This is a genomic window from Nostoc sp. CALU 546, from assembly GCF_048836525.1.
Genome location: NZ_JAWJTF010000006.1, coordinates 1 through 25,074 on the forward strand (window position 1 = coordinate 1; position 25,074 = coordinate 25,074).

Here is a 25,074-nt window from a genome sequence, read left to right on the forward strand (position 1 = left end):
GGAGAGAGGTTTTCCAGATTCCCTGGTTGTTGTCTGCTACCCAATTTGAATAGAGAATTTTCCACATGGGAAAGGGCGACTTGAATTGTGCTGGCTGGGGTGAATTCCCACAAATACTGTGTCAAAGCGTAGGTAAATAACCCGGCACTAAAACCAGAAAAGAGTCCTTCCCTTGCCGGCTGCTTTGGTTCTGAGGTAGCTGCTAAAACAATCGGAGTGCTTGGTAAATTCTGAGTTTTGAGTTGTTGGAGAAAGTCAAGTTCCTCTGCTGCTAACTTTGCCACTGACTCCTGAAGGGCGCGACTTTTTAATCCTAAGATTGTGCTAGGAGCATCATAGCTAGTATCTAATACTGCTGTTACTCGGTCTGTGGGGAGCGATCGCAATAATAGCAGTAGAGTTTCTTCTAATATATAGTTGACTATTTTCTCATTTTGTGTATTTATAATTCCATTAGCTGCTACCAGAGCATTTTGCATTGTCTCTGGCGATGTTTCCAATTTGACTCGACTGCCATAACCGCTAAAGTGGAAGACGACCATATCACCGGGTTTAGCTTGCTTGCCCAGGTGATGTAAAAAAGCCGCCTCAATGAATTCCCTACTAGCTTCTTCCTCAGTTAAGGTGAGGATATCTGACCCTTGGAAACCAAAGCGATGAATCAAAAGTTCTCTTTGTAGTTCCACATCCGTCAGACAACCACTGAGGGCTGGAATTTTTGGGTATTGGTTAATACCTATTAACAATGCCAACTTACGCGGACTGGGTTGTGCCAAAGCCTGATAATAGCGATTTCCTAAAGACAACCACTCAGCTTCAGTTATCCCCAATACCGCGAGTATTGAGCCAATTCTCTCTAAAAACGTGCGACGTTTCATAATTAGCTATCAGCCCTCAGCTATTCAGTTAGCAGCTTACAGGGCTGAACTCTGTATTGTAAAGTTACAAAAACCTGGGGAGCAGGGGGCNNTCCTAACTCTTCACTCCTAACTCTTAACTCAGCACTCAGCACTCAGCACTCAGAACTATTTTGCCCAATGCCCAATTCCCTAAACCGGTACTTCTATCCGCATTGCCCGTGCCAACTCTGCTGCTACCTCTGGGCGAGAAAATTCTGGTGGAGGTAACTCACCGCGCCGCAGCATTTCTCTAACTTTTGTCCCTGATAGGTGAATGCGTTCTTCTGGCCTGCTGGGACTAGTTTTAGATGTTGCCATCTGCTTAGTGCGCGTGCAGTAGAAAGCATGTTCAAATTTCATTGGCACAATGCCTAATTCACTTGGCGCAAACTCTTCAAATATATACTGAGCATCGTAAGTGCCATAATAGTCACCTACACCAGCATGATCCCGTCCAACAATAAAGTGAGTACAGCCGTAGTTTTTGCGGACTAAAGCATGGAATATGGCCTCACGAGGCCCAGCATAGCGCATTGCGGCTGGATTTATTGCTAAAGCTACCCGATCTAAAGGGTAGTAATGTTCCAGCAAAATTTCATAGCAACGCATCCGCACGTCAGCGGCAATATCATCTTCTTTTGTCGCCCCGACTAATGGGTGCAAAAATAGACCATCAACAGTTTCTAAAGCGCACTTTTGAATATATTCATGGGCGCGGTGGATGGGGTTGCGTGTTTGAAAGCCGACGATGGTTTTCCAACCCTTTTCTCTAAACATTTGCCGTGAGGCGGCTGGATCAATTTGGTAAGTGGGAAACTGGGGATGAGGTTCGCGTTGCAACAACCAAATGTCACCCGCCAGATTTACAGTACCTTGGTTATAGAGTACCTGCACGCCTGGATGATTGACATCATCAGTGCGGTAGACATTTCTTGCTTCGCGGGTTTTGTCGTAGTGATATTTTTGGGTGAGTTGCAAAACTCCGATAAATTCCCCTCTGGAGTTATCGAGACGGATTAAGCCACCTTCTGGCAGCGGAGAAGCTACTTCTTCGTTTACCGATAGTGTAATCGGGATTGACCACACAAGACCGTTAGCTAATCGCATTTCTGTAACAGTGCGATCGTAGTCTTCCTGGTTCATAAAACCCGTGAGTGGACTAAAAGCACCGATCGCAATCATTTCTAGATCAGATACGGCGCGATCGTCAAGTTCTACTCGTGGCAAAAAGTTAGCTTTTGATAGGAACTCTGCTCTTTGTTCTGATGTGGCGATACGGTTAACCAACTGTCCACCGTGGGGGGCTATGGCATCTGGATTGTGACTCAACGTAATCCCCTCTTTGCTTTTACTGTTATTGTTTCAGATTATGTACTAACTTATCAAATGCTGGTACGTAGAGAAAAATAGTTTGGGTATATAGGGGGCTGGGAACTGGGTTCCTCCCATTTTGACTCTGGAGGGAATGGCACTAAGAAAAGATACAGCCCTTGTTCTGACTGGTTCCCAGCCCCCAGGCTGGGAATCCATTCTGGGAGGTTTCGGCTATTGTTTGCGTAAGTCCTAATTTCTTGGAAGTTCCTAAATAAAAAGCCCCTGGTCAACACCAGGGGTATCCATCTTTATTCCCTACATATTAGGATCGCATCTGTGAAGCTATAGTAAATCCGTAGTCATGCAATTAACGCATAACATTGATGATTATTTTGCAAGCTATGCTTCGATAGGAATTTACCCAGTGTCATGAATGAGAGCGATGGCTACGACGAGCTATTCGGTGTCGTTGATCAAACAAAATTCAGGAGTCAGGAGTCAGAATTCAGAATTCAGTTGGGTATTCTGTATGACTGGCGGTGCTTCGTAGCGTTAGCGAGTCTTCTCCCAAGGGGAGACGCCAAGGGCGAACGAGCGTCGCGTCTTTATTCTGACTCCTGTTAGCGGTAGCGGGGCGTTTAGCCCATTCTGACTCCTGAATTCTTCCTCAATTCTCGTCACTTGCTTAAAAAAAGGTTTAGCACCCAGCTAAACCTCTATATATTTAGTGCTTAAGCAGACATCCCAGATTAATTTAGACCCACTCTTGCTTTAGTTCATCTTCCTATAGACTGTATCCAAATATCCTGAAGACTTATACGCCATTACCTGATTATTAATAATAAAAGGCTTGGTTAAACCAAGCCTCTATATATACCAAGCATTTACTACACCAAGATTAATTTAGACTGACTCTTACTTTAGTTCATCTTCCTATAGGCTGTGTCCAAATATTCTGACATCTGATATAACATTTCCTGGTTACTTGTAAAAAAAAGGTTTGGCTGTGAACCAAACCTCAATAATTGCTGTGCTTAACAACGTACTAAATTAATTTAGTTCTACTCTGTTTACAGATCATCATCCTAGAGGATGTGTATAAATATTCAGGCATCTGGTATTCAATCACTTGGTAAAAATATTGACTGGTTTATTTAAAAAATACATAAAAATATACCTAAAGAATGAAAAAAGCTTGGTTTCAAATAACCACGGAGTGGTACGAGAGGCTTTGTCAACGAACGGGTCTATCTATGTTCAATTTACCGTTACTCTAATGAGAGTTTATCTTTTGCTGATCGAAGCTTTTATAAAAAAAGACCCTGGGTATTACTCCAGGGTGCATACACGTTTTTCAGGCATTAACAGGCTGAATAATAACTCTGTAAAATAGTTATTTCTACTATCCATAGAACGATACAAATATTTATCTATATATGGTATTGGTACTTTTTTGTTGCTTAGTCTATTATAGATAGTATTTTTTAATACTAAATAGATAAATTGGACGATATTTTCTACTTCTCTAGTATCAGTTCCAATATTCTGTGATCTGATATTAATCTCTTATTTACATTAAATATAAAGATTATAGGGTAAGTATTTTACTTGTTGTTTCTACGTTTCACTTACTTGATGCTACTCACGAAAAAGGCATGGCTAAAAGCCACGCCCTATATATACCAAGTGTTTACCATACCTAGCTAATTTAGAATTACTTTGATTTCAGTTCATCTGTCTCTAGTGGGTTTACAAAAATTCTCCAAAGTGTTGGCAAATCAAGAATTAATTGCTATAAAAAAGTCTGCATTAAGCGAAATATTAATCTAATACCAGTGCTTTATACAATTTACATTAAATTATACTTAATATAGGAATCCGCTTTGATTTCTGAACGAATTTGCGTAGACAGGCAATAGGCAATCTTGCTACAGGAAAGAAGGCTTCTTAGTTGTACTGAGTTTTTTCAGAAATAAAATATGAGTCCTATAGGAATTCATGTTAAATAACTTTGGGGGTTTAAGTCCCCAGCAAGACAGGCAGCCCGTTTTGGGTCGGGGTCTAAATCCCCGGATGCTCGCAGACTCGCTAACGCAAAACGTAATTATTTTAGCGTAGCGGTAGCGAGTCCGCATTCGCTTTTAGCATCTCGTAGAGAGTGTCATTGCGTTAGCGTTCGCGTAGCATCTCGTAGAGAAGCGGGGCGTTAGCAAGAATGCGAATTGCGAATTGTTTTAATAAAAAAAACTTGTTTTATCACCAAGCCTTAGAGGATTTTTGAAAAGTCTAATTTATTACTTTTAGCTGCAATTTTCAATCACGCCTACACAGGCAAAACATGCCTTGGTAGGTTAAAAAGCATTATTTTTATATTAGTATATAGAGATGTAATTTGTTTTTGTGGTAGCGAATTATATTCGCACAATACTTTTCAAATATCCTTTTAGCTCGACTTTATCCAAAATTAAGAACTCGGTTGCTGTTAGGGAGCATACAAATATTATAAGAATCCTTATCAAACGATAATGGAAGCCATGAAAAAGGTTTAGCACTAAGCTAAACCTCCATAGAAAGCAGTTATTCGACACACCAGAATTAATTTAGAGCTACTCTTCCTTTTGGTCATCTTGCTCTAGGATGTGTACAATAATTCTAAAACATGATACGTATTGATATTGCCATTTTGGCAAGTGATTAAACCTCCTTTAGATAGATAAATAGTTAAATATAGTGAATTAAAAATAAAAATTGTCACATTTAAAATTAGCATACAGCAATGGTGTAGGAATCCGCTTTGATTTCTGAACGAATTTGCGTAGATAGGCAATAGGCAATAGGCAATAGGCAACAGGCAACAGGCAAGAAGGCTTCTTAGTTGTACTGAGTTTTTTCAGAAATCAAATATGAGTCCTATATAACTTAATAAATATAATTGAAGAAGAATTCAGAATTCAGGAGTCAGAATTCAGGAGTCAGAATCTAATCAGTTGGGGATTCAGACCAGCGATTGAATTGTTGCACCACCAAATCTACGATTTGGTGGTGGTATTAAACCCGGTTATTCAGACGCGACTCGAAAATACTCGCTCTAAGCGAAGCCATGCCCATGCTGTTCGCGTTAGCGTCTCTGAAAGAGAAGGCTTTACACTGCGCTATCCACCAGTCATACAGAATACCCAACTCCCGGATTTCTCATTTGTGAGAAATCCAGGTTAGGTGGAATATTAGCCCAAATCGAAAAGCAAGATTTCGCCGCCGATGTTGGTGCTAATTTCTAGCTGTTCTTCGCCGTTGATCTGCACACCATCGCCGGCTCTGAGTTCTTCACCATTTAAGTTGACTATGCCTTGGGCTACTTGTAACCAGGCATAGCGATCGCTTTTGACTTGATAATTAACAACATCACCTGACTCTAAAACAGATGTATATAACTCAACATCTTGGTGAATTGTCACAGCACCATCGCGCCCATCCTTAGAGGCAATTAAGCGGAGTTTACCGCGCTTTTCTTCGAGAGGAAAAGCTTTTTGTTCATATCTTGGCGTTATTCCTTCTCGATCGGGAAGAATCCAGATTTGTAGCAGGTGCAGTGGTTCTGTTGGTGAGGGATTAAATTCGCTGTGGCTGATTCCAGTACCAGCGCTCATAATTTGGGCATCACCAGGACGAATCACCGACCCAGTACCCAAACTGTCTTTATGCTCTACAGCACCTTCTAAGACGTAGGTGAGAATTTCCATGTCACGATGACTGTGGGTAGGAAATCCAGCACCAGGGGCGATGCGATCATCGTTAATCACTCGCAGAGAGCGAAATCCCATGCGGTTGGGATCGTAAAAACTACCGAAAGAAAATGTGTGATAACTATCGAGCCAGCCTGTTTGAGCGTGGCCGCGGTCATTGCGATCGTGAATTAAGTGGGTAATTGTATTTTGAGACATAAGTTTACCTCGTTGTTAATTGTTTTTAGAAGAATTTAGAATTGAAAGTTTAAAGTTCTGATTGATTAGACCTAATTTGTAACTATTTAAATAGTAAAGTATATACATATAAAATGAGAAGTACGCACTTAAAAGTGGCGTACTTACCAAAAAGATACTGTGAGATTTGACAGCGGTTTTCAATTGAATGGAATACACTCTTTAAAAACTAAATTACTGTAATTTTAATTTTTCAACAACAAGATTAGCTACTAGGGTGTCTTAATAACAATTCTGCATGAAGATGCACATTATAAGTCCACCCTTGGGAAAGTGGGACAGCGTAGCCAATGGATGAAAAGTGCTGTTAGCAGTAGCGGGGCTAAACGCCCCACTATTGCTAACACAACTGTTTTGACCAATGCCTCATATCCTTAATCATCTTCTAATTTCAGTAATTGTTCATCAAGAGTTTGTATCCGCCCACGCACAATTTCTTCTGAGAGAATTCGCTTCCGCATTGCCTCATTGAGCGCTCCTTTTTCTGCCAGCAGTAAACGTCGGCGAATAGCTTCCAGTTTACTGCTCTTGCCACTTCTACCTTCTACCTCATCAGGACGACGATTATATAGTTCCCGCAGTATTTTTTCTGCACTGGCAATTCGCACTTGATAAGCTGAACGCATCTCTTCATAAACGGCTTTTGGTAACACCCCTGATTTCAACAAACTATCTAATTCATCTTGTGCTGCCTTACCCGTCATTAACTGGGCTTGCAATTCTTCAACCTGTTGTTGAGCTTCTGAAAATTTAGATAATTTTAAGCGTTTTACCACCCAGGGCAAAGTTAAGCCCTGTCCCACTAACGACACCAGCACACAGCCGAAGACTATAGCTATCAAGACTTCTCGCCCTGGTAGAGTAGTGGGTAAGCTCAAAGCTAGAGCCATTGAGAGTGAACCTTTGATGTTGCCTAAAAACAGTAAATGTTGCCAGCGCAGCGGAATTGGGCGGTCAATCCAACGAATCCCTGCTAGTAGCGGATAGACTGTAAGAACTCGTCCGACTTGATAAGCCAAAACTGCAAGTAGAATTGCAGGTAAAGTTCTCCAGAGCGTTACTAGGTCTATTTCTACACCAATCAACAGAAAAATAAAGGTGTTGACGGTAAAACTGGCATATTCCCAGAAACTTAACAAGGTGATGCGACTAGAAGCAGAAGTATTGCCAGAAAGCCCTAAATTCCCGAAAATTAATCCCGCAACAACTACAGCCACAGCACCCGATACACCGATAAATTGCCCAGCCTGAAAAGTTCCTAATGCAACTGCAACTGTCAGTAGAAGACTGCTAAGAGCATCATCTAAACGGGCGAATATAGGTATACTCAAGTAGCCCAAGACTAACCCCACAACACATCCCCCTAGAGAGATAAATAGTAGTTGTTGGATTCCCTCTAAAAATGTGAGTGAGCCTGTTGAATATACTTGCAAAATCAGGTTGAAGGAAACTAGGGCGGCTGCATCATTGAATAGGGTTTCTCCTTCAACGATGGTGGAAAGCCTTGAGGGAACTGGTATCTCCTTGAATACAGCAATCATGGAAACTGTATCAGTGTTTGCCAGAATTACTCCTACAAATAACGCAGGTATCCAACCCAGTCCCAGCCCAAATTTTAAGAGGGCGGCAATAATCGCGCTAGAAAGTATAGCCCCTGGCCCAGCTAGTAGGGCAATTGGTTTAAAGGTGCTGCGTAGGCGGCTGACATCTGTATTAATACCAGCTTCAAAGATGAGAATTGGTAAGAAAAGATTCAATACAAGGGTTGGATTTAAACCAATGGGCCGAGATAATAACTCAGTGATTGGCAAACCTGCTAATACTAAACCTGTGACATAAGGGATTCGCAGCCGTCGGGACAGCAAAGCTACACCTGTAGCAACAAGCAAGAGAATAATTGAAACTTTGACTAATTGAGTTACATCCACTATTGCATTCTGGAAAGTTATCTTGACTTTACATTAGCAACTTCAGGGCGTTGGTTCAGAACGTCGAATTTCCTCCACTTGACCAACTTCAAAAATGAGAGTGAATGGTTGCCCCATCTCTCGTTCGATAAATTCTTCTAATAATTCTACTTGCCGGGGTGTGACAGGTTCCCTTGCCCGGACACTCAAACGGACTTCTGGGGGATTTGTCAACCAATTGGTATTACTGTTGAGTAACTGCAAGCGTCCAAAAGTGACAGTTCGGTTTAATAATGCCCGTCGTAGACTATTTTCCAGTTGTGCCTGTCGTACAAGTCTGGCAAAACTTACTCCCAAGGGAATTACCAAAATAGCCGTTAAAGCCATAGTCCAAATTAGGGGTTGACGGGCCCGCGCCATTGAAGTGTAACCTACTACCACGAATGTCACCATACAGGAGAGGGCGATACCTAACAAGTTGGTGAGATAAAGTAGGGTTGCCCCGAAACTCAGTGACCAATTTCCCTGTGCCAAGCCTAAGCCAATGACACAAATGGGAGGCATGAGGGCGACAGCGATCGCAGTTCCCGCTAAACTAGTAGAGATTTTCGTCTCAACTTTTGCGTAGCCACTGATACCACCAGCCGCTACCGCAATTCCCAAATCTAATAATGTTGGTCTTGATCTAGCCAGGATCTCGCTACCGTAGCTGGGCAACCCTACTAGCCAACCCAGAGTCCAGGCGATCGCTACAGCTAATATAGTGCCCACTGCTACAGCAATTATTCCCTTACGGAATAATGTAATATCTGCCTGCAAAGCACCAAAAGCTAACCCGCGAATCGGCAACATTAGAGGGGCAATAATCATCGCGCCAATAATCACAGCCGCACTATTAGACAATAAACCTAAAGTAGCGATCGCACAGGAGCTAATAATCAAAATTATGTAAGCTGAGTCTAGAGTCGATTCTGCCAGCAAGTCTGTTTGTAGCTGTTGGAGTTGTTCTGGGTGAGAACCCCGACGGCGGAAATTTTTAAAGCGGTCTCGAATGTTATTACTCAAGACCTTCCTCCTAAATGTTCGGTTAACTGTAAAATCTTCATTCTCTGCTAATTAAAGTCTTAAATTGAATTGGTGTCATCTGAAAATAGTCATATCTAAGTCTGCCAAACATACAAAATTCACGGCTTCATTCTGAATTCTGAATTCTGACTCCTGACTCCTGAATTCTGTTTCAATAAATGCAAAATTATACCAGGAATTTACTTATGGTACTTGAATCCGCGATCGCTGAAGAAGTGATTACAAACAATCTCAAGCAGTTTTTACTGGTACTTTCGGTATCTCTAGGTGTGGCGACACTACCGCAGATATTTAGCTGGTTTCGCAATATCCCTTACACCTTACTACTGGTGATTGTTGGGTTAGGTTTGGCGTTGGTGGATGTGCGTTTAGTAACCCTTTCCCCCGAATTAATTTTGTTCATTTTTTTACCACCGCTGCTATTTGAAGCCGCATGGAATTTGAAATGGTCAGAACTGAAGCGGGATTTAGTGCCAATTTGCTTGTATGCAGTGTTTGGGGTGTTAATTACAATAGCAGGAGTAGCGATCGCTCTCAATCAATTCGTTGGTATTTCCCTAACTACAGCTTTACTCATCGCCGCCAGTCTATCTGCCACTGACCCGGTTTCTGTCACCGCTTTGTTCCGCCAACTCGGTGTAGGTAGTCGTCTTACCACCTTAATGGAAGGTGAAAGCCTATTCAATGATGGCATGGCTGTAGTTGCCTTTAGTTTTTTGGTGGCGTTATCTTTGGGAACTGTGGAATTGGAATTCCAGCCAATTTTATTGCAGTTATTTACAGTTGTTGGCATTGGTGTAGGGGTAGGAGCTTTCATTGGATTTGGGATTTCCTATCTCACCCAGCGCTTCGATTTACCCTTGGTGGAGCAATCCTTAACCCTAGTTTCCGCCTACGGCACTTACCTGATTATCGAAGATTTAGGCGGTTCTGGGGTAATTGGGGTTGTCACCACAGGTTTGATTTTAGGCAACTTTGGCTCTCGTATCGGCATGAATCCCCGCACTCGGATTATTGTCTCCGAATTTTGGGAATTTTTGGCGTTCTTTGTTAACTCGATTGTCTTCTTACTAATTGGCGACCAAATACGCTTTGCTAGTTTAGGCGAAAACCTGCAAATCATAATGGTGACAGTGGTAGCAATGATTTTGATGCGAGCAGTTGCTATTTTGATTCTCACCAAATTTAGTACTAGCATCACCAAATCGGACATTTCGTTACCAGAACAAACTATCCTCTGGTGGGGTGGGTTACGTGGTTCCGTCTCCATTGCCTTGGCATTGAGTGTACCAGTAACATTACCAGAGCGAGAAAAAATCATTGCAACGGTATTTGGAGTAGTTTTATTTACTCTACTTGTCCAAGGGTTAACCATCAAACCATTGCTAGAGAAACTCAATTTGCTAGGTGATGCACCCTTACGTGAGCAATATTTAGAATTCGTTGCCCGTCATGTTGCCTTAGAACGCGTTCTAGAACATCTCCAGGCAGACAAACGCCCAGGTATTGACCCAGAGTTTCGTCGTTATCAAGAGACACTAATCAAAGGTGAACTTGCAGATTTACGGATAGAAATTGACAAATTACAGGGTGAATATCCCAATCTTCAGAGCTTTACAACAGAACAATTTCGAGGAGAACTGCTGGCAATTGAGGCAGATACTTATGCAGAATTTGTCAAATCTGGTCGGTTAAATAAAGAATTAGAATCTATGCTTGAGGGTGTTTTGCCGAATCAAAAAGAAGGTTGACTTCCAATACTGTTCGGTTAAGGCAAGAGACGCGATAAATCGCAGTCTCTACAAAAGACTAATTATTGTAGAGACGGCGATTTATCGCATCTTTGTGATCTAAAAATTAGTTCCACCTAACAAGCAACTTCAAGTTACTTCTTTGTAGGTAGACCCGTCATACTTTAAAACATCGTTATCCGGCGTAGAAGCTTGAGGTTTGTTGAGCATGGTCAGTATCAACAGTGGTGCTTGGAACAAGAAAAATACCAAGTCGATAATCCCGAAGACGGGATAAACATTGGGGTAAATAAAGAAAAAGAAGATCACTCCTTGCGATCGCGCAAAGATCGCTAGTACCGCATTAGATGTGTAGCGGTACGGGTCATTTCCTCCCGGAATGTAGAACAGCGACAGCAGAACCACTAGCAAGCCAGCAAACGAAGTCCATACCGGGTCTTCGGTAGGTCTTTGGTGGAGTAATTCCAGCAACCAATTCGGTGCGAAGATAGCGGGTATACCCATCACGCAGTTTTGGATAACACCTAACCAGACGAGCGCCCGGAACCAAACAGCATATTTGTTCATAACTTGGTTACAAAGTTTTTAAGTATTCGACTAATGCTTGTTTATCTTTGACAGGTAAATTAGTGCCATAGATATGTCCTTGGTTACTATTACCAGGAACGCTAATGTCATATTTAAAACCTACACGTTGCGCTTCTTCTCCTTCGGAAATAAAGCCAACTTTGTTCTGGTCATAGACATCAAATCCTCGATAAAAAGATTGGGGACGATTCTCCGGTTTTTCTAACAAGTCTTGTAGGGATGGCACCGAACCGTTATGGAGATAAGGCGCTCTTAACCAAAGACCATCAAGAGAGACAGAAACATAACCATTGGTCTTTCGCAACTGGTTGAAGTCCCAAGCATAACCATCACCAAATTTGTTGTAAGTATCTGCTGCTTGCTGCGTCCACATATCTAGACGGTGGCGGTCAGTTCCCACTTCTTCAACAGGAATCACCTTACCAGTCCTTTCGCCGCCAAATGCATGACAAGATGCACAAGTACTGCTAAAAATCGCTTTTCCTTGTGTAGCTAGTTGCTCATCAACTGCAAACGGATATTTAGGAGGCGGTAATTCCGAAATATAATCTTCTACTCGTTGGAGATCCTCTACTGGTAGAGACTCTTTAGTTGCACCGTCACCAATCGCTCCAGTCTGCACCGTTTCTCGCAGCGAAGTTTCTAAACCATCCCAATGCAGGGCAAAGTTTTGGTGTTGCTTTTGATTCCACAGAGGCATCATATCTGAGTTACCAATGGTGTCATCTTTAGGCAACTTTAAAGTAGTAAACTTCACAGGATTAAACGGGTCAATTCTACCTGGCCCCCAATTAGGACGAGAATCAGTCCAAGCAAAGTCTGCACTTTGTTGCAGCAGCCCTTTTTTTGTTTGGGGAATAATTATAAAACGATAAAGCAGGTTTTCTAACCAGCTAAACTCATGACTATATTTGATTTCATCAAGTATATAATCCGGTTCAAATCTGGGGTCACTAGCAGCGTTACCGAGAAAGCGGATATAGCCTTGAGAATCAAATCTATTAGCAGGCCCAGCTGCAATAATTGTTGGCTTATCTTTGAGGTTTTCTCGATAAGTAGCATGATGACAAACAGCACAAGTTATTCCAACTCTGGGAAACCCAATTGTTTTTTTAGAAAAACCGACTGGTAGCTCTTTACCTTCTTCCCAGGTAATTCCCAAAGAAGTATAACCGCCTGGGCCTGGTAGCTTATCGGGAAATATGCGTGGTAATACTAACCAAATCCAATACGGTACACCTTGCGCTTGTTCTGTACCAATAGAACCATATTTAAAATGATCCTCCGGTAACTCATAAACTTCGCTAGGAACTTCGCGGAAAAGGTTGTACCATCCCACATAACCCACAACCCCAAAAGCAAGGATAATAACTACAACAATTGAGGTGATTATTTTCCCTAATTTTGACTTAAGTATTGCCATAAACTTAGGTTTTTCTCGCTAAAAGATTTTTCAAAGTTTCTTCATGTACTCAACGATCGCATCTTTTTCTTCTGGGGAAAGATCAACGCCGTATAAGTGACCGCTATTACTGTTACCATCAAGTTTTGTATCAAACTTGAAGTAATTTTTACCATTTTCTTCGGCTACATCAGAGACAAAACCAACTTTTTCTCTATCGATAACGTCGTAGCCCCGATAAAATTCTTGTGGTCTGTTCTCTGGTTTTTCTAGTAAATCCCGTAAGGTAGGGACTGAACCATTGTGCAAATAAGGGCCGCGTAACCAAACACCATCAAGAGGCATATTCGCATAGCCATTAGTCTTGCGAAAATTCTTAAAGCGCCACGGATAACCTGCATACAGCGTATTTTGGTTAGAGATGGTTTCATAAGTAAATGAATCTAGGCGATGAGGGTCTGTAGCAATTTCTTGAATTGGTACAACTTTGCCTGTATACGCACCACCAAAAGCGTGACAACTAGCGCAATTACTTTCAAAAAGTGGTTTTCCTGTAGCCGCTAAAGTTTCGTTAACTTCATAAGGATATTTGGGTGGTGGTAGTTCCCACAGCCAATCAGCAACTCTCTGAATTCGAGGCAAATCAATTGTTGTGGGTGTGACTCCAGTTCCTAAGGCTGCACTCTTATTACGTTCATCAACAGATGTGTTATTACCATCCCAATGTAACTGCAATCCCTCGCGGGGTTTTTGATTCCAAATTGAGGGGAAATCAGAAGTACCAATCAGTTCATCTTCACGCAATTTATCCATTGGGAAATGGAATTGAATTGCTTTATAAGGATTAAAAGTATCTACTCTTCCTGGCCCCCAATCTGGTTGTTCTTCCACAAACTTAAGTCGATATGCCTGATTAATTAGTGCATCTCTAGTTTGGGGAATTGCAATGAAGCGATAAAGTAATTTTTCAATGGGATTAAGACCACCACTAATTTTTTCAATTTCTGGTAACATCCGGTTAGCAGTAAAGCGCTCATCCACACCAACTGCTGATAAAAATTTGATATATCCCTGCAAATTCAGCACATTAGCAGGCATCGTAGTCATGACTTGATGTTCACTATTAGGGGTATCTCGCAGTGTCCCTGTATGACATACTGCACAATTCAACCCAACTCGGTCAATAAAGACTCTTCGTTGCGAAAAACCTACAGGTAAATCTTTGTCAGGTTCTTTGATAAATCCCAAAGAATTATAACCTTGTCCGGGTAATTTATCTGGGAATAATTCTGGTAAAACTTTCCAAATCCAGTAAGGGATGCCATTGATGGGTTCGCTGCCGATTGAACCATATTTAAAGTGGTTTTCAATATCAGCATAATCCACTGGGGAGTTAGATAAAACAGGCCAAAGGAAAAATACTGCTACTGCTACAATGCCTACAATCACCACCCAAATCCGCTGAAATACTCCCTTAATTGAGGTCGGAAGTAGGGTAGGGTTTGTTTGTTCAGTCATGAAACACTCCCCATATTGTCGAGATTATCTGTAAGCGAAATTGTCAATGTGATACCCATCGCTTTTTATTTAGATGAATTGGCAAACTGAGTTGGATGAAAAACTGACATTACTTCTTCCATCATCTCTTCATAGCTATTGAAGCGATCCTGCTCGTAACAACCCAAGGGATTTTCAATTACATTCAACAGACATTTATTACAATAAGTACATGGTTTATCTGCTAAGTCTTTACCTTCTTGAAAAGATTTAACTAAGTAATTGTTAGCAATTAGGGTACGAGCCATTGTGACACCATCACAATACTGATCATTAATTGCTTGACGAATATATGAAGCTTGCTGTAAACCACCAGTGCATAATACGGGAATATTAACGTGCTTTTTAATCTCTCTGGAATCTAGTAAGTTTCTGCCTTGGTTCTCTATTAATAACTGCTTAATTTTGGGATCTTTTACATCATTGCCACTAAATGCTTGAGGAGGTAATTGCTTTTTCACACGGTTCCATAAAAGATTGAAAATTGGATGCAGAAATGATTTGCGAAATAAAATGTAGTTGCGTGTGGTTTCAACGCCACTCGACAACATCGCATCATAAGTTTTAGTAATAACATCAAAATTAAAATCACCAATGGGATTGAGTGGGTGAGGAAATAAGCTACCAGTTGATACATGGATGCCATCAGCCCCAGCTTCTTCTGCCCATTTACAAACTTGGATAGAATCTTCTATGGTATTACCTGGTTTTTCCCAAAAGGTGACGGCGTTGTTATAGTCAACGGCACTAATTTTAAATTGCAGATGAAAGTCATTACCTACTTCTTTACGAATTGCTCTAATTACATCTAGCAGAAACCGCGCTCGATTCTCTAATGAGCCACCATATTCATCTTGGCGATCGTTAATTCCAGAACTGAGAAATTGGTTAAAAAGATATCCATTCGCACTGTGCAGTTCTACTCCATCTAAACCTGCTTCACGGGCCCGTCTAGCACCATCGGCAAAGTATTGGATTGTTTCTTTAATTTCTGCTAGTGTCATCGCTTGACACAAAAATCCGTGAAATGGCTCAGTTTGGCTAGTGGAACTTAAGGCTTTTTTTCCTAAGTTTTCTACACCAGCAATGTCCTGCTGTCGCCCCGAATGACTTAATTGCAAGATAAATTTACAGTCATATTCGTGGACTTTTTCTCCTACTTTCCGCCAAAAAGGAATGCGTTCATCACAGTCAATAGTGGCATAATTGGGCATAATTCTTCCCCGGATGGCGACTGGTACAAAGGAAGTAATAATAGCCCCTACACCACCACGAGCAAACTTTTCTTCCCAGTTGATTCGGGCTTGGGTTCCTGAACCATCATAGTTATCCCATCTTCCAGAAATACTAGAGCGAAAAATCCGATTTTTTACTGTGAGATTACGGAATCTCAATGGTTCAAAGATAATATCGTTTTCCATCTGTTCCTCTGTCTTTTGTGTTTTTTCGGCAATAAAATTAGGTGTCAGAATTTTTCGTAGCACGAATAGCCTCGCCAGAGAATTATGATTTCTAATGTCTCTGGGAGGGTAATATTTTATCTCTACAAATCTACAGTGGAGGTTTTCGGATGCGAAAGCTAAGTATTAAGTTTTTGTTACTTATATTTTCCTACCAAGTTTCAGCATGGATGTTTATCCTTATTGGTTTTTACAGTTATATAAAGTCTTTTGCAGTTTGTAAACCTACAAAATAAACAAACAAAATCTTAAGAAAAATGAAAACTTTCGTCTTTATTTCTCTTAAAAGGTTAAGTCAACCTTAAGATTAGCTTCTAACAATTTGTTACAAACTTAACCAAGTACCTAGGGAATGGATATAACCATAGCAAATTGGTTATTGAACACCATTGTAAGTTTACAAATTTTTAAATTTTTGGTTTAAAAATGTATAAAAGTTTATTGATGACGTTTTGCAAACTTGTGTAGTAAGTTCATATATAACTAACCTCAGTAAGGTACATTTAAAATCATCAAAATATCCCAAGACTAAATCTGGAAAATGGGAAATTAGTGATGAAGTATTAGTGTACCTCTGCAAATGTGAGGTGCTGTGGAGAAGGTTTAGGTCTTACAAAGAAAGAGTTTTATGAAAAAGACAAGTCTAATTTTTAAGGGCTGTCTGCTCCTGCTATTCGTGACTATGTTTATAGTCTGCGGCTTTTATGGAACGCCTACAGCTTTAGCTGATGAGTATAGTGAAACACCTACGTCCATAAGTACTAGCCATTCAGATGCGGGTGTATCTGAATACCCTGATAACTGTGAGGGTATCGGTTATCTCCCAGACTACAAAATAGAGAATTTGACAGATGCCGAGAAACGGGGCCGTTGTACTTGGTACTTATGGACTGGCGGTAACGCTAAGTACTATCGTGATTTAGCGAAGCGGACACATGGCGGTGTTGATCTGCTAAAGCTGATTGATTCGCGTGTGCATGATGAACGATTCCAACGCTATGGCGCTATTAACGATCCTGGATGTGAGAAAGCAACAACACCAGATGAATACGGTTTGTGGCTAGATAAGTGCAAAGATCCACTTTCAACTGGCGTTATCGGGTTGCGTAAGTTCCAAAACCCCAACTTCGACTCGGCAAAATGGAACTCTGTTGAATATGCCAAAACTTCACAAGTTGAGCCTCCATACGTAATTGGGCAGTCTTGCGCCATCTGTCATGTAGCGTTAGATCCTCTCAACCCACCCAAAGATAAGGAACACCCGAAATGGGAAAATCTTGTAGCAGCATTGGGTAATCAGTACATCAAGGAAAGCAAATTATTTGCATCCAGCGTTGGGGCAAATAGTTTTGTTAAGCAAGTACTTGACTCTCAAAGGCCGGGTACATCTGATACTTCTCGGATTGGTAACGATCACATCAACAATCCGAATGCGATCAATGCCATTTTTAATTTAGGCGATCGCCCCACATATCCAGAAGTAATGAACGATGGTTCAATCAAGGATGTCAATCATATTCTCAAGGATGGTGCAGACTCTACAGGAGTGGCAAATGCCTCACTACGCGTCTACGTCAATATTGGGATGTGCGGCGATTACTGGACGACTCTCCATGAACCTTTATTAGGCAGAACTCCCCAAAAACCTTTTGATATCGAAAAGGCGCGGAAGGAGTGCGAAGGCTGGAGACAGACAGAAGCACGCATGGCTGATGCCGAAGCATTCTTGAAAACCATCAAGCCGATGCACTTGAAAGATGCACCGGGTGGTGAAGAGTTATTGACCAAAGACGAAGAAGTTCTCAAACGTGGCAAACTGGTTTTTGCTAGTACTTGTGCTGGTTGCCATTCCAGCAAAAAGCCACCTGCTGAAATTGCTGCTGACTCCGAACAGGCTCAGAAATGGTATGAAGAATCTGTACTCAGTAGTAATTTTCTCGACCACAACTTCTTGTCTGATGACCAGCGTTATCCAGTTACACTAATTGGTACCAATGCGGCGCGATCGCTAGGGACAAATGCTACTAAGGGGCATATTTGGGATCAGTTCTCGTCTAAAACCTACAAAGAACTACCGTCACCAGGTAATTTGACGCTGTACAACCCCTTCGATGAGAAAAAACCCATTGAATTTAAAATACCAGATGGCGGTTTGGGATATTACCGCACACCTTCGCTAGTTAGTATTTGGGCAACAGCACCACTTCTGCACAACAACACACTAGGACTTTACAACGAAGATCCTTCAGTGAAAGGACGTGTGGAAGCCTATACGGATGCTATGGAAAAGTTGCTGTGGCCTGAAAAGCGTGAAGGAATTATCAGCAGGACATCTCAAGATACTAAATTAGAGCTTCCTCCAGGAGATCCAAATCCGAGATTTAGGATTCCTATTCCTAAAGGTACACCTGTGAATTTGCTGGCAAGCATCAATATTAGAGAGGCGATTACATCTCTCAATCTCAGCAGCCTTTTCCAAGACTTGAAACCGGGCGGTGGAATCAAAGGTAAATTAGCACGTGTGCTTTTAAGAGCCAACAAATCTCCCGACTTCGTTGAAGATGAGGGTCATTATTTTGGCTCAAATCTGCCAGATGAAGATAAGAAAGCCCTAATTGAGTTTGTGAAAACTTTCTAAGACAAATTGTCTGGATGCTGCACTCGTTCCCATGTTAAATATGGGAACGAGCAAAAATATTTATCGAACAGAATTCAGCAATGTTTTCTGTGTGAGTGGCGGATAGCGCTGGCGGCAAGCGAGTCCACGATAGCGTAGCGGTAGAGAGGAACCAGCGTCGCGTCTTGATTCTGACTCCTGACTCCTGAATTCTGACTTCTGAATTCTTCTTCAATAACTAGTGAGGATATAGATGCAGTATTTACCAATAATCTTTGTTCGTGGATATGCAGGGACACAAAAAGATGTTGAACAAACAGTTAACGATCCATTTTATGGGTTCAATAGTGGTTCAACACATATTCGAGTAGACCAGAAAGAAAATCCCCAAAAGTTTGTTTTTGAGAGTCCATTGCTGCGGCTAATGACTGATCATGGTTATCAACCGATTGTTGACAATCAGAATGTGAGCAATCAGATTAAAAGATTGTCTGGTCAACTTCATAAAACTATTTGGATCTACCGATTTTATGATGTAACTACACCTAGTTTTGGCTCCTCAAGTGTAGTTCGTCAGGAGATGGAGGAGATAGCTAAGGGTTTAAGAAACTTGATCCAAAACGTTAAGAAAACGACGGGTGCAGACAAAGTTTATCTTGTCGCCCACTCAATGGGAGGCCTTGTTTGTCGAAGCTTGATTCAAAAGATTTATCCAGAAAAAGGTGAGCAAGCTGCCGCTCACATTGATAAATTCTTTACCTACGGTACACCTCATGGTGGCATTTATTTTGAAGTCGGAAGTGGCTTGCTGGAAGAACTGAGGGACAGGTTTCAATTGAATAATTCTGATGATTTTGGCCCTCAGCGGATGTACCAGTATTTAACACCTTATGTTAAGCCAACCGATAAGTTACCTAATAATTTTCAACTAGAAAAGTTACAAAGTATAGAGAATGCATTTTCGCCAAGCCGCGTCTTTTCTCTAATCGGCACTAATGCACATGATTATGAAGAGGCTTTGGGTCTTTCACGAAAGGCTGTCGGGGTGAAAAGTGATGGTTTAGTTCAGATTGATAAAGCCTACATCACAGGATCTCATCGTGCATATATTCATCGCGCTCATGGTGGACGTTATGGTATATTAAACTCGGAAGAAGGTTATCAAAATCTGCAACGCTTTTTGTTCGGTGATATTCAGGTGAAACTGTCTCTGAGTAATGTCGATTTAAAAGAACAGAACAAGAATTTTTATCAACTAGAAACTAGGGTTGCTTTGCGTGGTCTTCCTACTCCTATATATGAACAAGCGATCGCTCATTATTGCCCAATCACACAAGAGTTAACCAGAACAGATAAACCCGTTCCTCTATTTACAGCCTTTTTAATCCCAAAAAACTCAGCTAGTGATAATAATGTCTGTAGATATGCCCTGCGTTTAGCACTACATTCTTTCACAAAACAAGAGACAAATTGGTTACGTGACAGTCATCTCGACCAAGTGCCTTTGTGGACTGACTATCTAATTACTGACGTTGTCGCAACAGATGGTACTTATGAGGCTAAATACAGTTGGAATTCCGTTGAAAAAGAGCCAGTAACGAACTTAAATCCCACTTCAGAATCCAGTTCAAATGTATATGTTGCATACGTTCCCTTACCTGAACGTGGCCAAAGAGTATTAGGCCAAAATGTGGCAGTCCGCTTGGAAATTTCACGGTGGCAATAAATTACAGCAGAATTCAGGAGTCAGAATTCAGAATTCAGGAGTTAGAATTCAGAAGTAAAATATCTGGCTTTAAGACTTAGCTTGTGTACTTCACTAATTTTAAATCTGCTGTAAGTAGTAGTGTGAGGAATGCTTGTTGTGTAGTCAGTGATTAGTTTAAATTAATTAGCGCTTTTTAAGTATTGTAAAGAGAGAATAATTAAGGTTCAAGAGCGTTAGGTTAATAATAGCTAATAACTAAATGATTCATTGTTTAAGCTGTTAACAAAGAAAAAATTATGCAGAGTAATCGCAAACAAACGGCTCTTATTACTGGTGCATCTGGCGGCATCGGTTATGAATTTGCAAAGTTATTTGCTCAAGATGGTTACAATCTGGTGTTGGTAGCTAGAAGCGTGGACAAGCTGAATAAAATCGCCGATGAATTTAAAAATAAATTTGGCATTGTTGTCAAAGTTATTTCCAAGGATTTATCAAATCCATCAGCCCCAGAAGAAATTTTCACTGAGCTAGAACAAGCATCTATCAGAGTTGACGTGCTGGTAAACAATGCTGGTTTTGCTACCTATGGATTATTTAACGAAATTGACCTGAATGCTGAAATGCAAATGTTACAGGTTAATGTTTTATGTCTCACACATTTAACCAAATTATTCCTAAAGGGTATGGTGAAGCGGGGGTCTGGAAAAATATTAAACGTGGCTTCGACTGCTGCTTTTCAACCAGGGCCGCTGATGGCAGTATACTACGCTAGCAAAGCTTATGTATTATCGTTCACAGAAGCGATCGCAAATGAGTTAGAAGATACAGGTGTTTCTGTAACGGCGCTTTGTCCAGGGCCTACCGAATCTGGTTTTCAACAAAGAGCCGCAATGGAAGACTCAAAGCTAGTAAGCGGTCAAAAAATTATGACTGCGGAAACAGTAGCCCAAATCGGCTATCGTGGTCTATTAGAAAACAAAACTGTTGTAGTTCCTGGAATTAAAAATAAGCTCCTTGCTGAATCTGTAAGATTTACTCCCAGAAAGCTAGTGACTAAACTAGTCAGAAATATGCAGGAAAGCAAATAAGTTTTACCATAGCAATCCTAAATCAAACGCGCAGAAACAAGATCCCGGACTTTTTAAAGAAGTCCGGGATCTGCGTGTTGCAATTCTCACAAGTCTTTAATTACGAATTACGAATTACGAATTACGAATTACGAATTATTTTAATCCCCCTGCGGATGCTCATCCCAAAGGGTTGTCACTTCCCGTAAACTCTGATGATTGCCATTGCCCAAAATCAGATGATCTAGTACCGGAATGCCCAAAAGCTGTGCCCCTGCTAACAACTGACGCGTCAATTCTATATCTTCCTGGCTGGGTTCAAGGTTCCCAGAAGGATGGTTGTGGGCAACTATTACCCGCGTTGCGCCTTGGCGAATAACTTCCCGAAAAATATCACGGGGAGAGGCTAAGGTTTCCGTTGCGGTACCAATGGTAATTACTTGCGTACCCAATAAGCGATTCTTGACATCTAATAACACCACTGCAAAACGTTCTTGTATTTGCCACATCAAATCTTGACTAAGGGTAGCAGCAGCAGCAAGTGGGCTATCAATTAATGTGCCATCATTGGGTCGAGATTGAAAAGCACGTTTACCCAATTCAATTGCTGCTAAGATACTTGTCGCCTTTGCCGGGCCAACACCAGAAATTTGCATTAACTCAGCAGGGCTAACTTCTCGCAGAACTACCAAAGGATCGCGTTGGTGTTTGGCTAATTCGCTCAAAATATATTGTCCCAAACCCACAGCAGAGAGTTTTCCCGGCCCTTGACCGGTGCCTAGAAGAATTGCGATTAACTCCGCTGTGGCTAAAATTTTGGCACCATGCGTCATTAATCGTTCACGCGGACGCTCATTTGTAGGTAAGTCGGCAATTCTGAGGCAATAGGTCATAGGAAACTAAGAAAATAGTCACTAAAGATGTAACTATCTTTATTTATCCCTTGTTTGCTCTCAAAAACATCTTTATTTGAGAAAATCTTTAACCTTGGTCAGTTTCTATGGGTAATCTCATTTGCAACCTTCAAAGGGAATACTAAAAATAAGATGATTTAGGCGATCGCTATGTTCGATGATTTATTCAACAATCTCAAAGGTTTTATTGACTCTAAAATTCAAGAAGTCGGTAACGATCTGCAAAAACGCTTCGGCGTTCCCGAACCCGCAGAGCCATTTGTGCTGATTCGTCGATTCACACCTGCCGATTCCACTGTGACAAAGGGATGCATTGCAATTGTTGGAGAAAGCTGGCAAATTGAAGCTTATGACGATAATACTCAGCGCTTTCTAACTAATAGTACAGATCCTTTGCGAAATGTCATCTTATTTGAAGTTGCAGAACCCGATGTGCAAGAGTGTGTTTTTGCTTGTCAATTTAACGCCAAAGCGCTAAACACAGAAAAACCAATTAAAGTTAGTTTAGGTTGGCGGAGAACGGGACAATGGGGCACAATGACGAGATTATGGCCAACAGAAGTTTTACTAACGGAAGATTTGCAGCCTTATGAAGCGCGTGCCCATTTTAAAAAAGAAGCAGATGCCGCCACAGTTCAAATCAGTGTGCAATTTGAGAGTAGTGGCATTCTTCAGATTAGAGATATTGAATTGTTGCAAGCGCCTGTAAAGTAGCAATCATGAGCAATACCTGAAATTTGAGTAATTAGTTAAAGTACGCTATGTTTGACGAGCTATTCAAAAATCTGACAAATTTTATTCTCTCTAAAGCTCAGGAAGCCCTTAAGGAACTGGAAAAACCCCTAGCTATTCCCGAAGCCGCAGAGCCATTTGTATTGATTCGTCGATTCACACCTGCCGATTCCACGGTGACAAAGGGAGGCATTGCAATTGTCGAAGAAAGTTGGCAAATTGAAGCTTATGACGATAATACTCAGCGCTTTCTAACTAATAGTACAGATCCTTTGCGAAAAGTCATCTTGTTTGAAGTTGCAGAACCCGATGTCCAAGAATGTGTTCTTGCTTGTCAATTTAATGCGAAAGCGCTGAATACAGAAGAATCAATTGCAGTAAGTTTGGGTGTAGGTAGACCAAGAGAATCGGGCGAAATGAGAACAACTTCATGGGGTAGAGGAGTTTCACAAACGGAAAATTTTCAGCCTTACAAAGTGCGTGCCTATTTCAAAAAAGAAGCGAATGCTGCCAAGATTCAAATCAGTGTGCAATTTGAGAGTAGTGGTATTCTTCAGATTAAAGATATTGAATTGCTGCAAGCTCCCGTCAAGTCACAATCATGAGCATTTGAGTTTAAAACCATAATTATATTACTTTGTCAAGATAGTTTTGAGGTTTTGTAGTAAGCACTTTAGTGCTTAGAAAATAAGGACTAAAGTCCTCACTACGAACTTGCTTACCCATCAATTAAAACTTGACAGACTAATAGTGCGTTCGCATAATTCAACAACCTAACATTGCACGCGATCGCAAACTCCTTAATCCTCCATCTTCGCTGATTACTGATAAGTTTGCGTTGCTTTCAGCATGTGGTAGGTAATGATCAACTGAGTCAAAGCCAGAGGATAACTTTGGAGTGTTTCTCCAGTTGTACCAGCAATTTTACCCAGTTCTGGATTACTTTCGCGATCGCAAATACTTCGTAAATGGGGCATATCAGAACAAATAATATGCTCTAGCTTATTTACCTGTTCTAAGGTTGCATGACCATCAACTTCTAAGACATCCACAGGCTTACTCATATCCCTGTCTAGCCCCAAGCGGATTGCTGAGTCAGAATTACCATAGCCAGAGTTGACAATCTCAGTAAAATCTGGGTGGGGAATTGTCGGACGAAGTACGAGACGGACATTTAAATGACCATTGGTTTCATCATCTTCCCCGGTGGGTGGATAGAAACTAATGACTATATCAGACCATTGCCGCTGCGGACGAATAAATTGTGATGAGTCTGGTTCACGCTTTTCTAGTTCCGCTAATACCTGTTCAGCCGTGTAGCCGCGCTTTTGGGTGTCTCGCTTAACTTTCCACTTAGCGCGTAGTGTTTCTGGGGGTGCAAGGTAAACTTTCACATCGTAAGAGTCACGAGCAGCACGAGTAGAATAACCGAGTAATCCCTCAATAATCACGAATTTATTCGGCTTGATATACTGCGGTGGCTCAAATGTGCCGGTTTTATGGCTGTAAACTGGCTTGAGAATTGGTTGTCCCGTGCGTAGCAACGACAGATGTTGCTGCATAATATCTAAGTGATTGCAGTCGGGGTGGAGGGCAGTGATGCCAATTTCTGCACGTTGTTGGCGATCGTAACGATGATAATCATCTGTACAAATGAGCGTAACATTTTCTGGGCCGAGTACCTGAGCGATTCCTCGCGTTAGTGTTGTTTTCCCAGCCGCGCTGTCGCCGACAATACCAAGAATTATTGGACGGCTCATCATACCTCCCACAATAAAAACAAGTTTATTAATAAAATTCCCTACAATAGTTTTCATTCTAGAAGGGTTTAGGCGAGTAACTCAAGCAAAGGCTTGGTATGCAATATCTCTACATATATAGCAATCCAATAGCGAAGCGGTAGCGAGTCTTGTCTACGACACGCTACGCGAACGAGCGTCTTTGATTTGGAGAATCACTCGTAGAGGTAAGGGACTAGGGATTGGGGATTGGGGATTGGGGACTGGGAAGATGGAATAAAGGTGTACTGAGTTTTGTTCAAAAATCAAATATGAGTCCTATAGAACTCGTTTCCCATCATTGAAGTCAACAT

General features: G+C 41.3%; 17 protein-coding genes. 6 read left to right on the top strand and 11 right to left on the bottom strand.

What is annotated here, in order from left to right; translation table 11 throughout:
• The 5 genes from RRG12_RS04420 to RRG12_RS04440 all read right to left on the bottom strand — a co-directional run.
• A partial coding sequence (locus RRG12_RS04420; RefSeq protein WP_420758487.1) for a caspase family protein occupies positions 1-878 on the bottom strand: 878 nt, incomplete at its 3' end.
• Between the two features lie 171 nt (positions 879-1,049).
• Positions 1,050-2,228: a sulfate adenylyltransferase gene (sat, locus tag RRG12_RS04425; protein WP_420758488.1), complete on the bottom strand. Its 1,179-nt coding sequence runs from the start codon at positions 2,226-2,228 to the stop codon at positions 1,050-1,052.
• Between the two features lie 3,209 nt (positions 2,229-5,437).
• Entirely contained in the window at positions 5,438-6,154 is a 717-nt protein-coding gene (locus tag RRG12_RS04430; protein ID WP_069073473.1) for a pirin family protein, read from the bottom strand.
• Positions 6,155-6,567: 413 nt separating this feature from the next.
• The gene (locus tag RRG12_RS04435; protein WP_420758489.1) at positions 6,568-8,121 is read right to left on the bottom strand and encodes a cation:proton antiporter; all 1,554 of its coding nucleotides are present in this window, start codon (positions 8,119-8,121) and stop codon (positions 6,568-6,570) included.
• Between the two features lie 42 nt (positions 8,122-8,163).
• Entirely contained in the window at positions 8,164-9,165 is a 1,002-nt protein-coding gene (locus tag RRG12_RS04440) for a DUF389 domain-containing protein (RefSeq protein WP_420758490.1), read from the bottom strand.
• A gap of 206 nt (positions 9,166-9,371) precedes the next feature.
• Here RRG12_RS04440 and RRG12_RS04445 point away from each other — a divergent pair, with 206 nt between their 5' ends.
• The gene (locus RRG12_RS04445) at positions 9,372-10,937 is read left to right on the top strand and encodes a cation:proton antiporter (RefSeq protein WP_420758491.1); all 1,566 of its coding nucleotides are present in this window, start codon (positions 9,372-9,374) and stop codon (positions 10,935-10,937) included.
• Positions 10,938-11,066: 129 nt separating this feature from the next.
• Here the strand turns inward: RRG12_RS04445 and RRG12_RS04450 are convergent, their stop codons facing one another.
• The 4 genes from RRG12_RS04450 to RRG12_RS04465 form a co-directional block, all read right to left on the bottom strand.
• Positions 11,067-11,504 carry a hypothetical protein gene (locus RRG12_RS04450; protein WP_420758492.1) on the bottom strand — a complete coding sequence of 146 codons (438 nt, stop codon included), beginning with the start codon at positions 11,502-11,504 and terminating at the stop codon, positions 11,067-11,069.
• Positions 11,505-11,511: 7 nt separating this feature from the next.
• Positions 11,512-12,948: a cytochrome c gene (locus RRG12_RS04455; RefSeq protein WP_420758493.1), complete on the bottom strand. Its 1,437-nt coding sequence runs from the start codon at positions 12,946-12,948 to the stop codon at positions 11,512-11,514.
• A 30-nt stretch (positions 12,949-12,978) separates the two neighbouring features.
• Positions 12,979-14,445, bottom strand: a complete 1,467-nt coding sequence (locus RRG12_RS04460) for a cytochrome c (protein WP_420758494.1) — start codon at positions 14,443-14,445, stop codon at positions 12,979-12,981.
• A gap of 65 nt (positions 14,446-14,510) precedes the next feature.
• Complete coding sequence (locus RRG12_RS04465; protein ID WP_420758495.1) at positions 14,511-15,968, bottom strand: NADH:flavin oxidoreductase; 1,458 nt, start codon at positions 15,966-15,968, stop codon at positions 14,511-14,513.
• A 604-nt stretch (positions 15,969-16,572) separates the two neighbouring features.
• Here RRG12_RS04465 and RRG12_RS04470 point away from each other — a divergent pair.
• The 3 genes from RRG12_RS04470 to RRG12_RS04480 all read left to right on the top strand — a co-directional run bounded on the left by RRG12_RS04470 (position 16,573) and on the right by RRG12_RS04480 (position 21,357).
• Positions 16,573-18,582, top strand: a complete 2,010-nt coding sequence (locus RRG12_RS04470) for a hypothetical protein (RefSeq protein WP_420758496.1) — start codon at positions 16,573-16,575, stop codon at positions 18,580-18,582.
• A gap of 232 nt (positions 18,583-18,814) precedes the next feature.
• Positions 18,815-20,287 carry a lipase/acyltransferase domain-containing protein gene (locus tag RRG12_RS04475; protein WP_420758497.1) on the top strand — a complete coding sequence of 491 codons (1,473 nt, stop codon included), beginning with the start codon at positions 18,815-18,817 and terminating at the stop codon, positions 20,285-20,287.
• A 278-nt stretch (positions 20,288-20,565) separates the two neighbouring features.
• Positions 20,566-21,357 (top strand): SDR family NAD(P)-dependent oxidoreductase, encoded by a 792-nt coding sequence (locus tag RRG12_RS04480; RefSeq protein WP_420758498.1) that lies wholly within the window; start codon positions 20,566-20,568, stop codon positions 21,355-21,357.
• 140 nt (positions 21,358-21,497) lie between these two features.
• On the opposite strand, the gene radC is transcribed toward RRG12_RS04480, so the two are convergent.
• Complete coding sequence (gene radC / locus RRG12_RS04485) at positions 21,498-22,229, bottom strand: RadC family protein (RefSeq protein ID WP_420758499.1); 732 nt, start codon at positions 22,227-22,229, stop codon at positions 21,498-21,500.
• Between the two features lie 171 nt (positions 22,230-22,400).
• Here radC and RRG12_RS04490 point away from each other — a divergent pair, with 171 nt between their 5' ends.
• Both RRG12_RS04490 and RRG12_RS04495 read left to right on the top strand, forming a co-directional pair.
• A complete protein-coding gene (locus RRG12_RS04490) occupies positions 22,401-22,964 on the top strand; it encodes a hypothetical protein (RefSeq protein ID WP_420758500.1) in 564 nt (187 codons plus the stop codon).
• A 47-nt stretch (positions 22,965-23,011) separates the two neighbouring features.
• Positions 23,012-23,587 carry a hypothetical protein gene (locus RRG12_RS04495; RefSeq protein WP_420758501.1) on the top strand — a complete coding sequence of 192 codons (576 nt, stop codon included), beginning with the start codon at positions 23,012-23,014 and terminating at the stop codon, positions 23,585-23,587.
• A 216-nt stretch (positions 23,588-23,803) separates the two neighbouring features.
• Here the strand turns inward: RRG12_RS04495 and RRG12_RS04500 are convergent, their stop codons facing one another.
• Positions 23,804-24,742, bottom strand: coding sequence for a phosphoribulokinase (locus tag RRG12_RS04500; protein WP_420758584.1), 939 nt, complete (start codon positions 24,740-24,742; stop codon positions 23,804-23,806).
• Positions 24,743-25,074 lie beyond the last annotated feature (332 nt).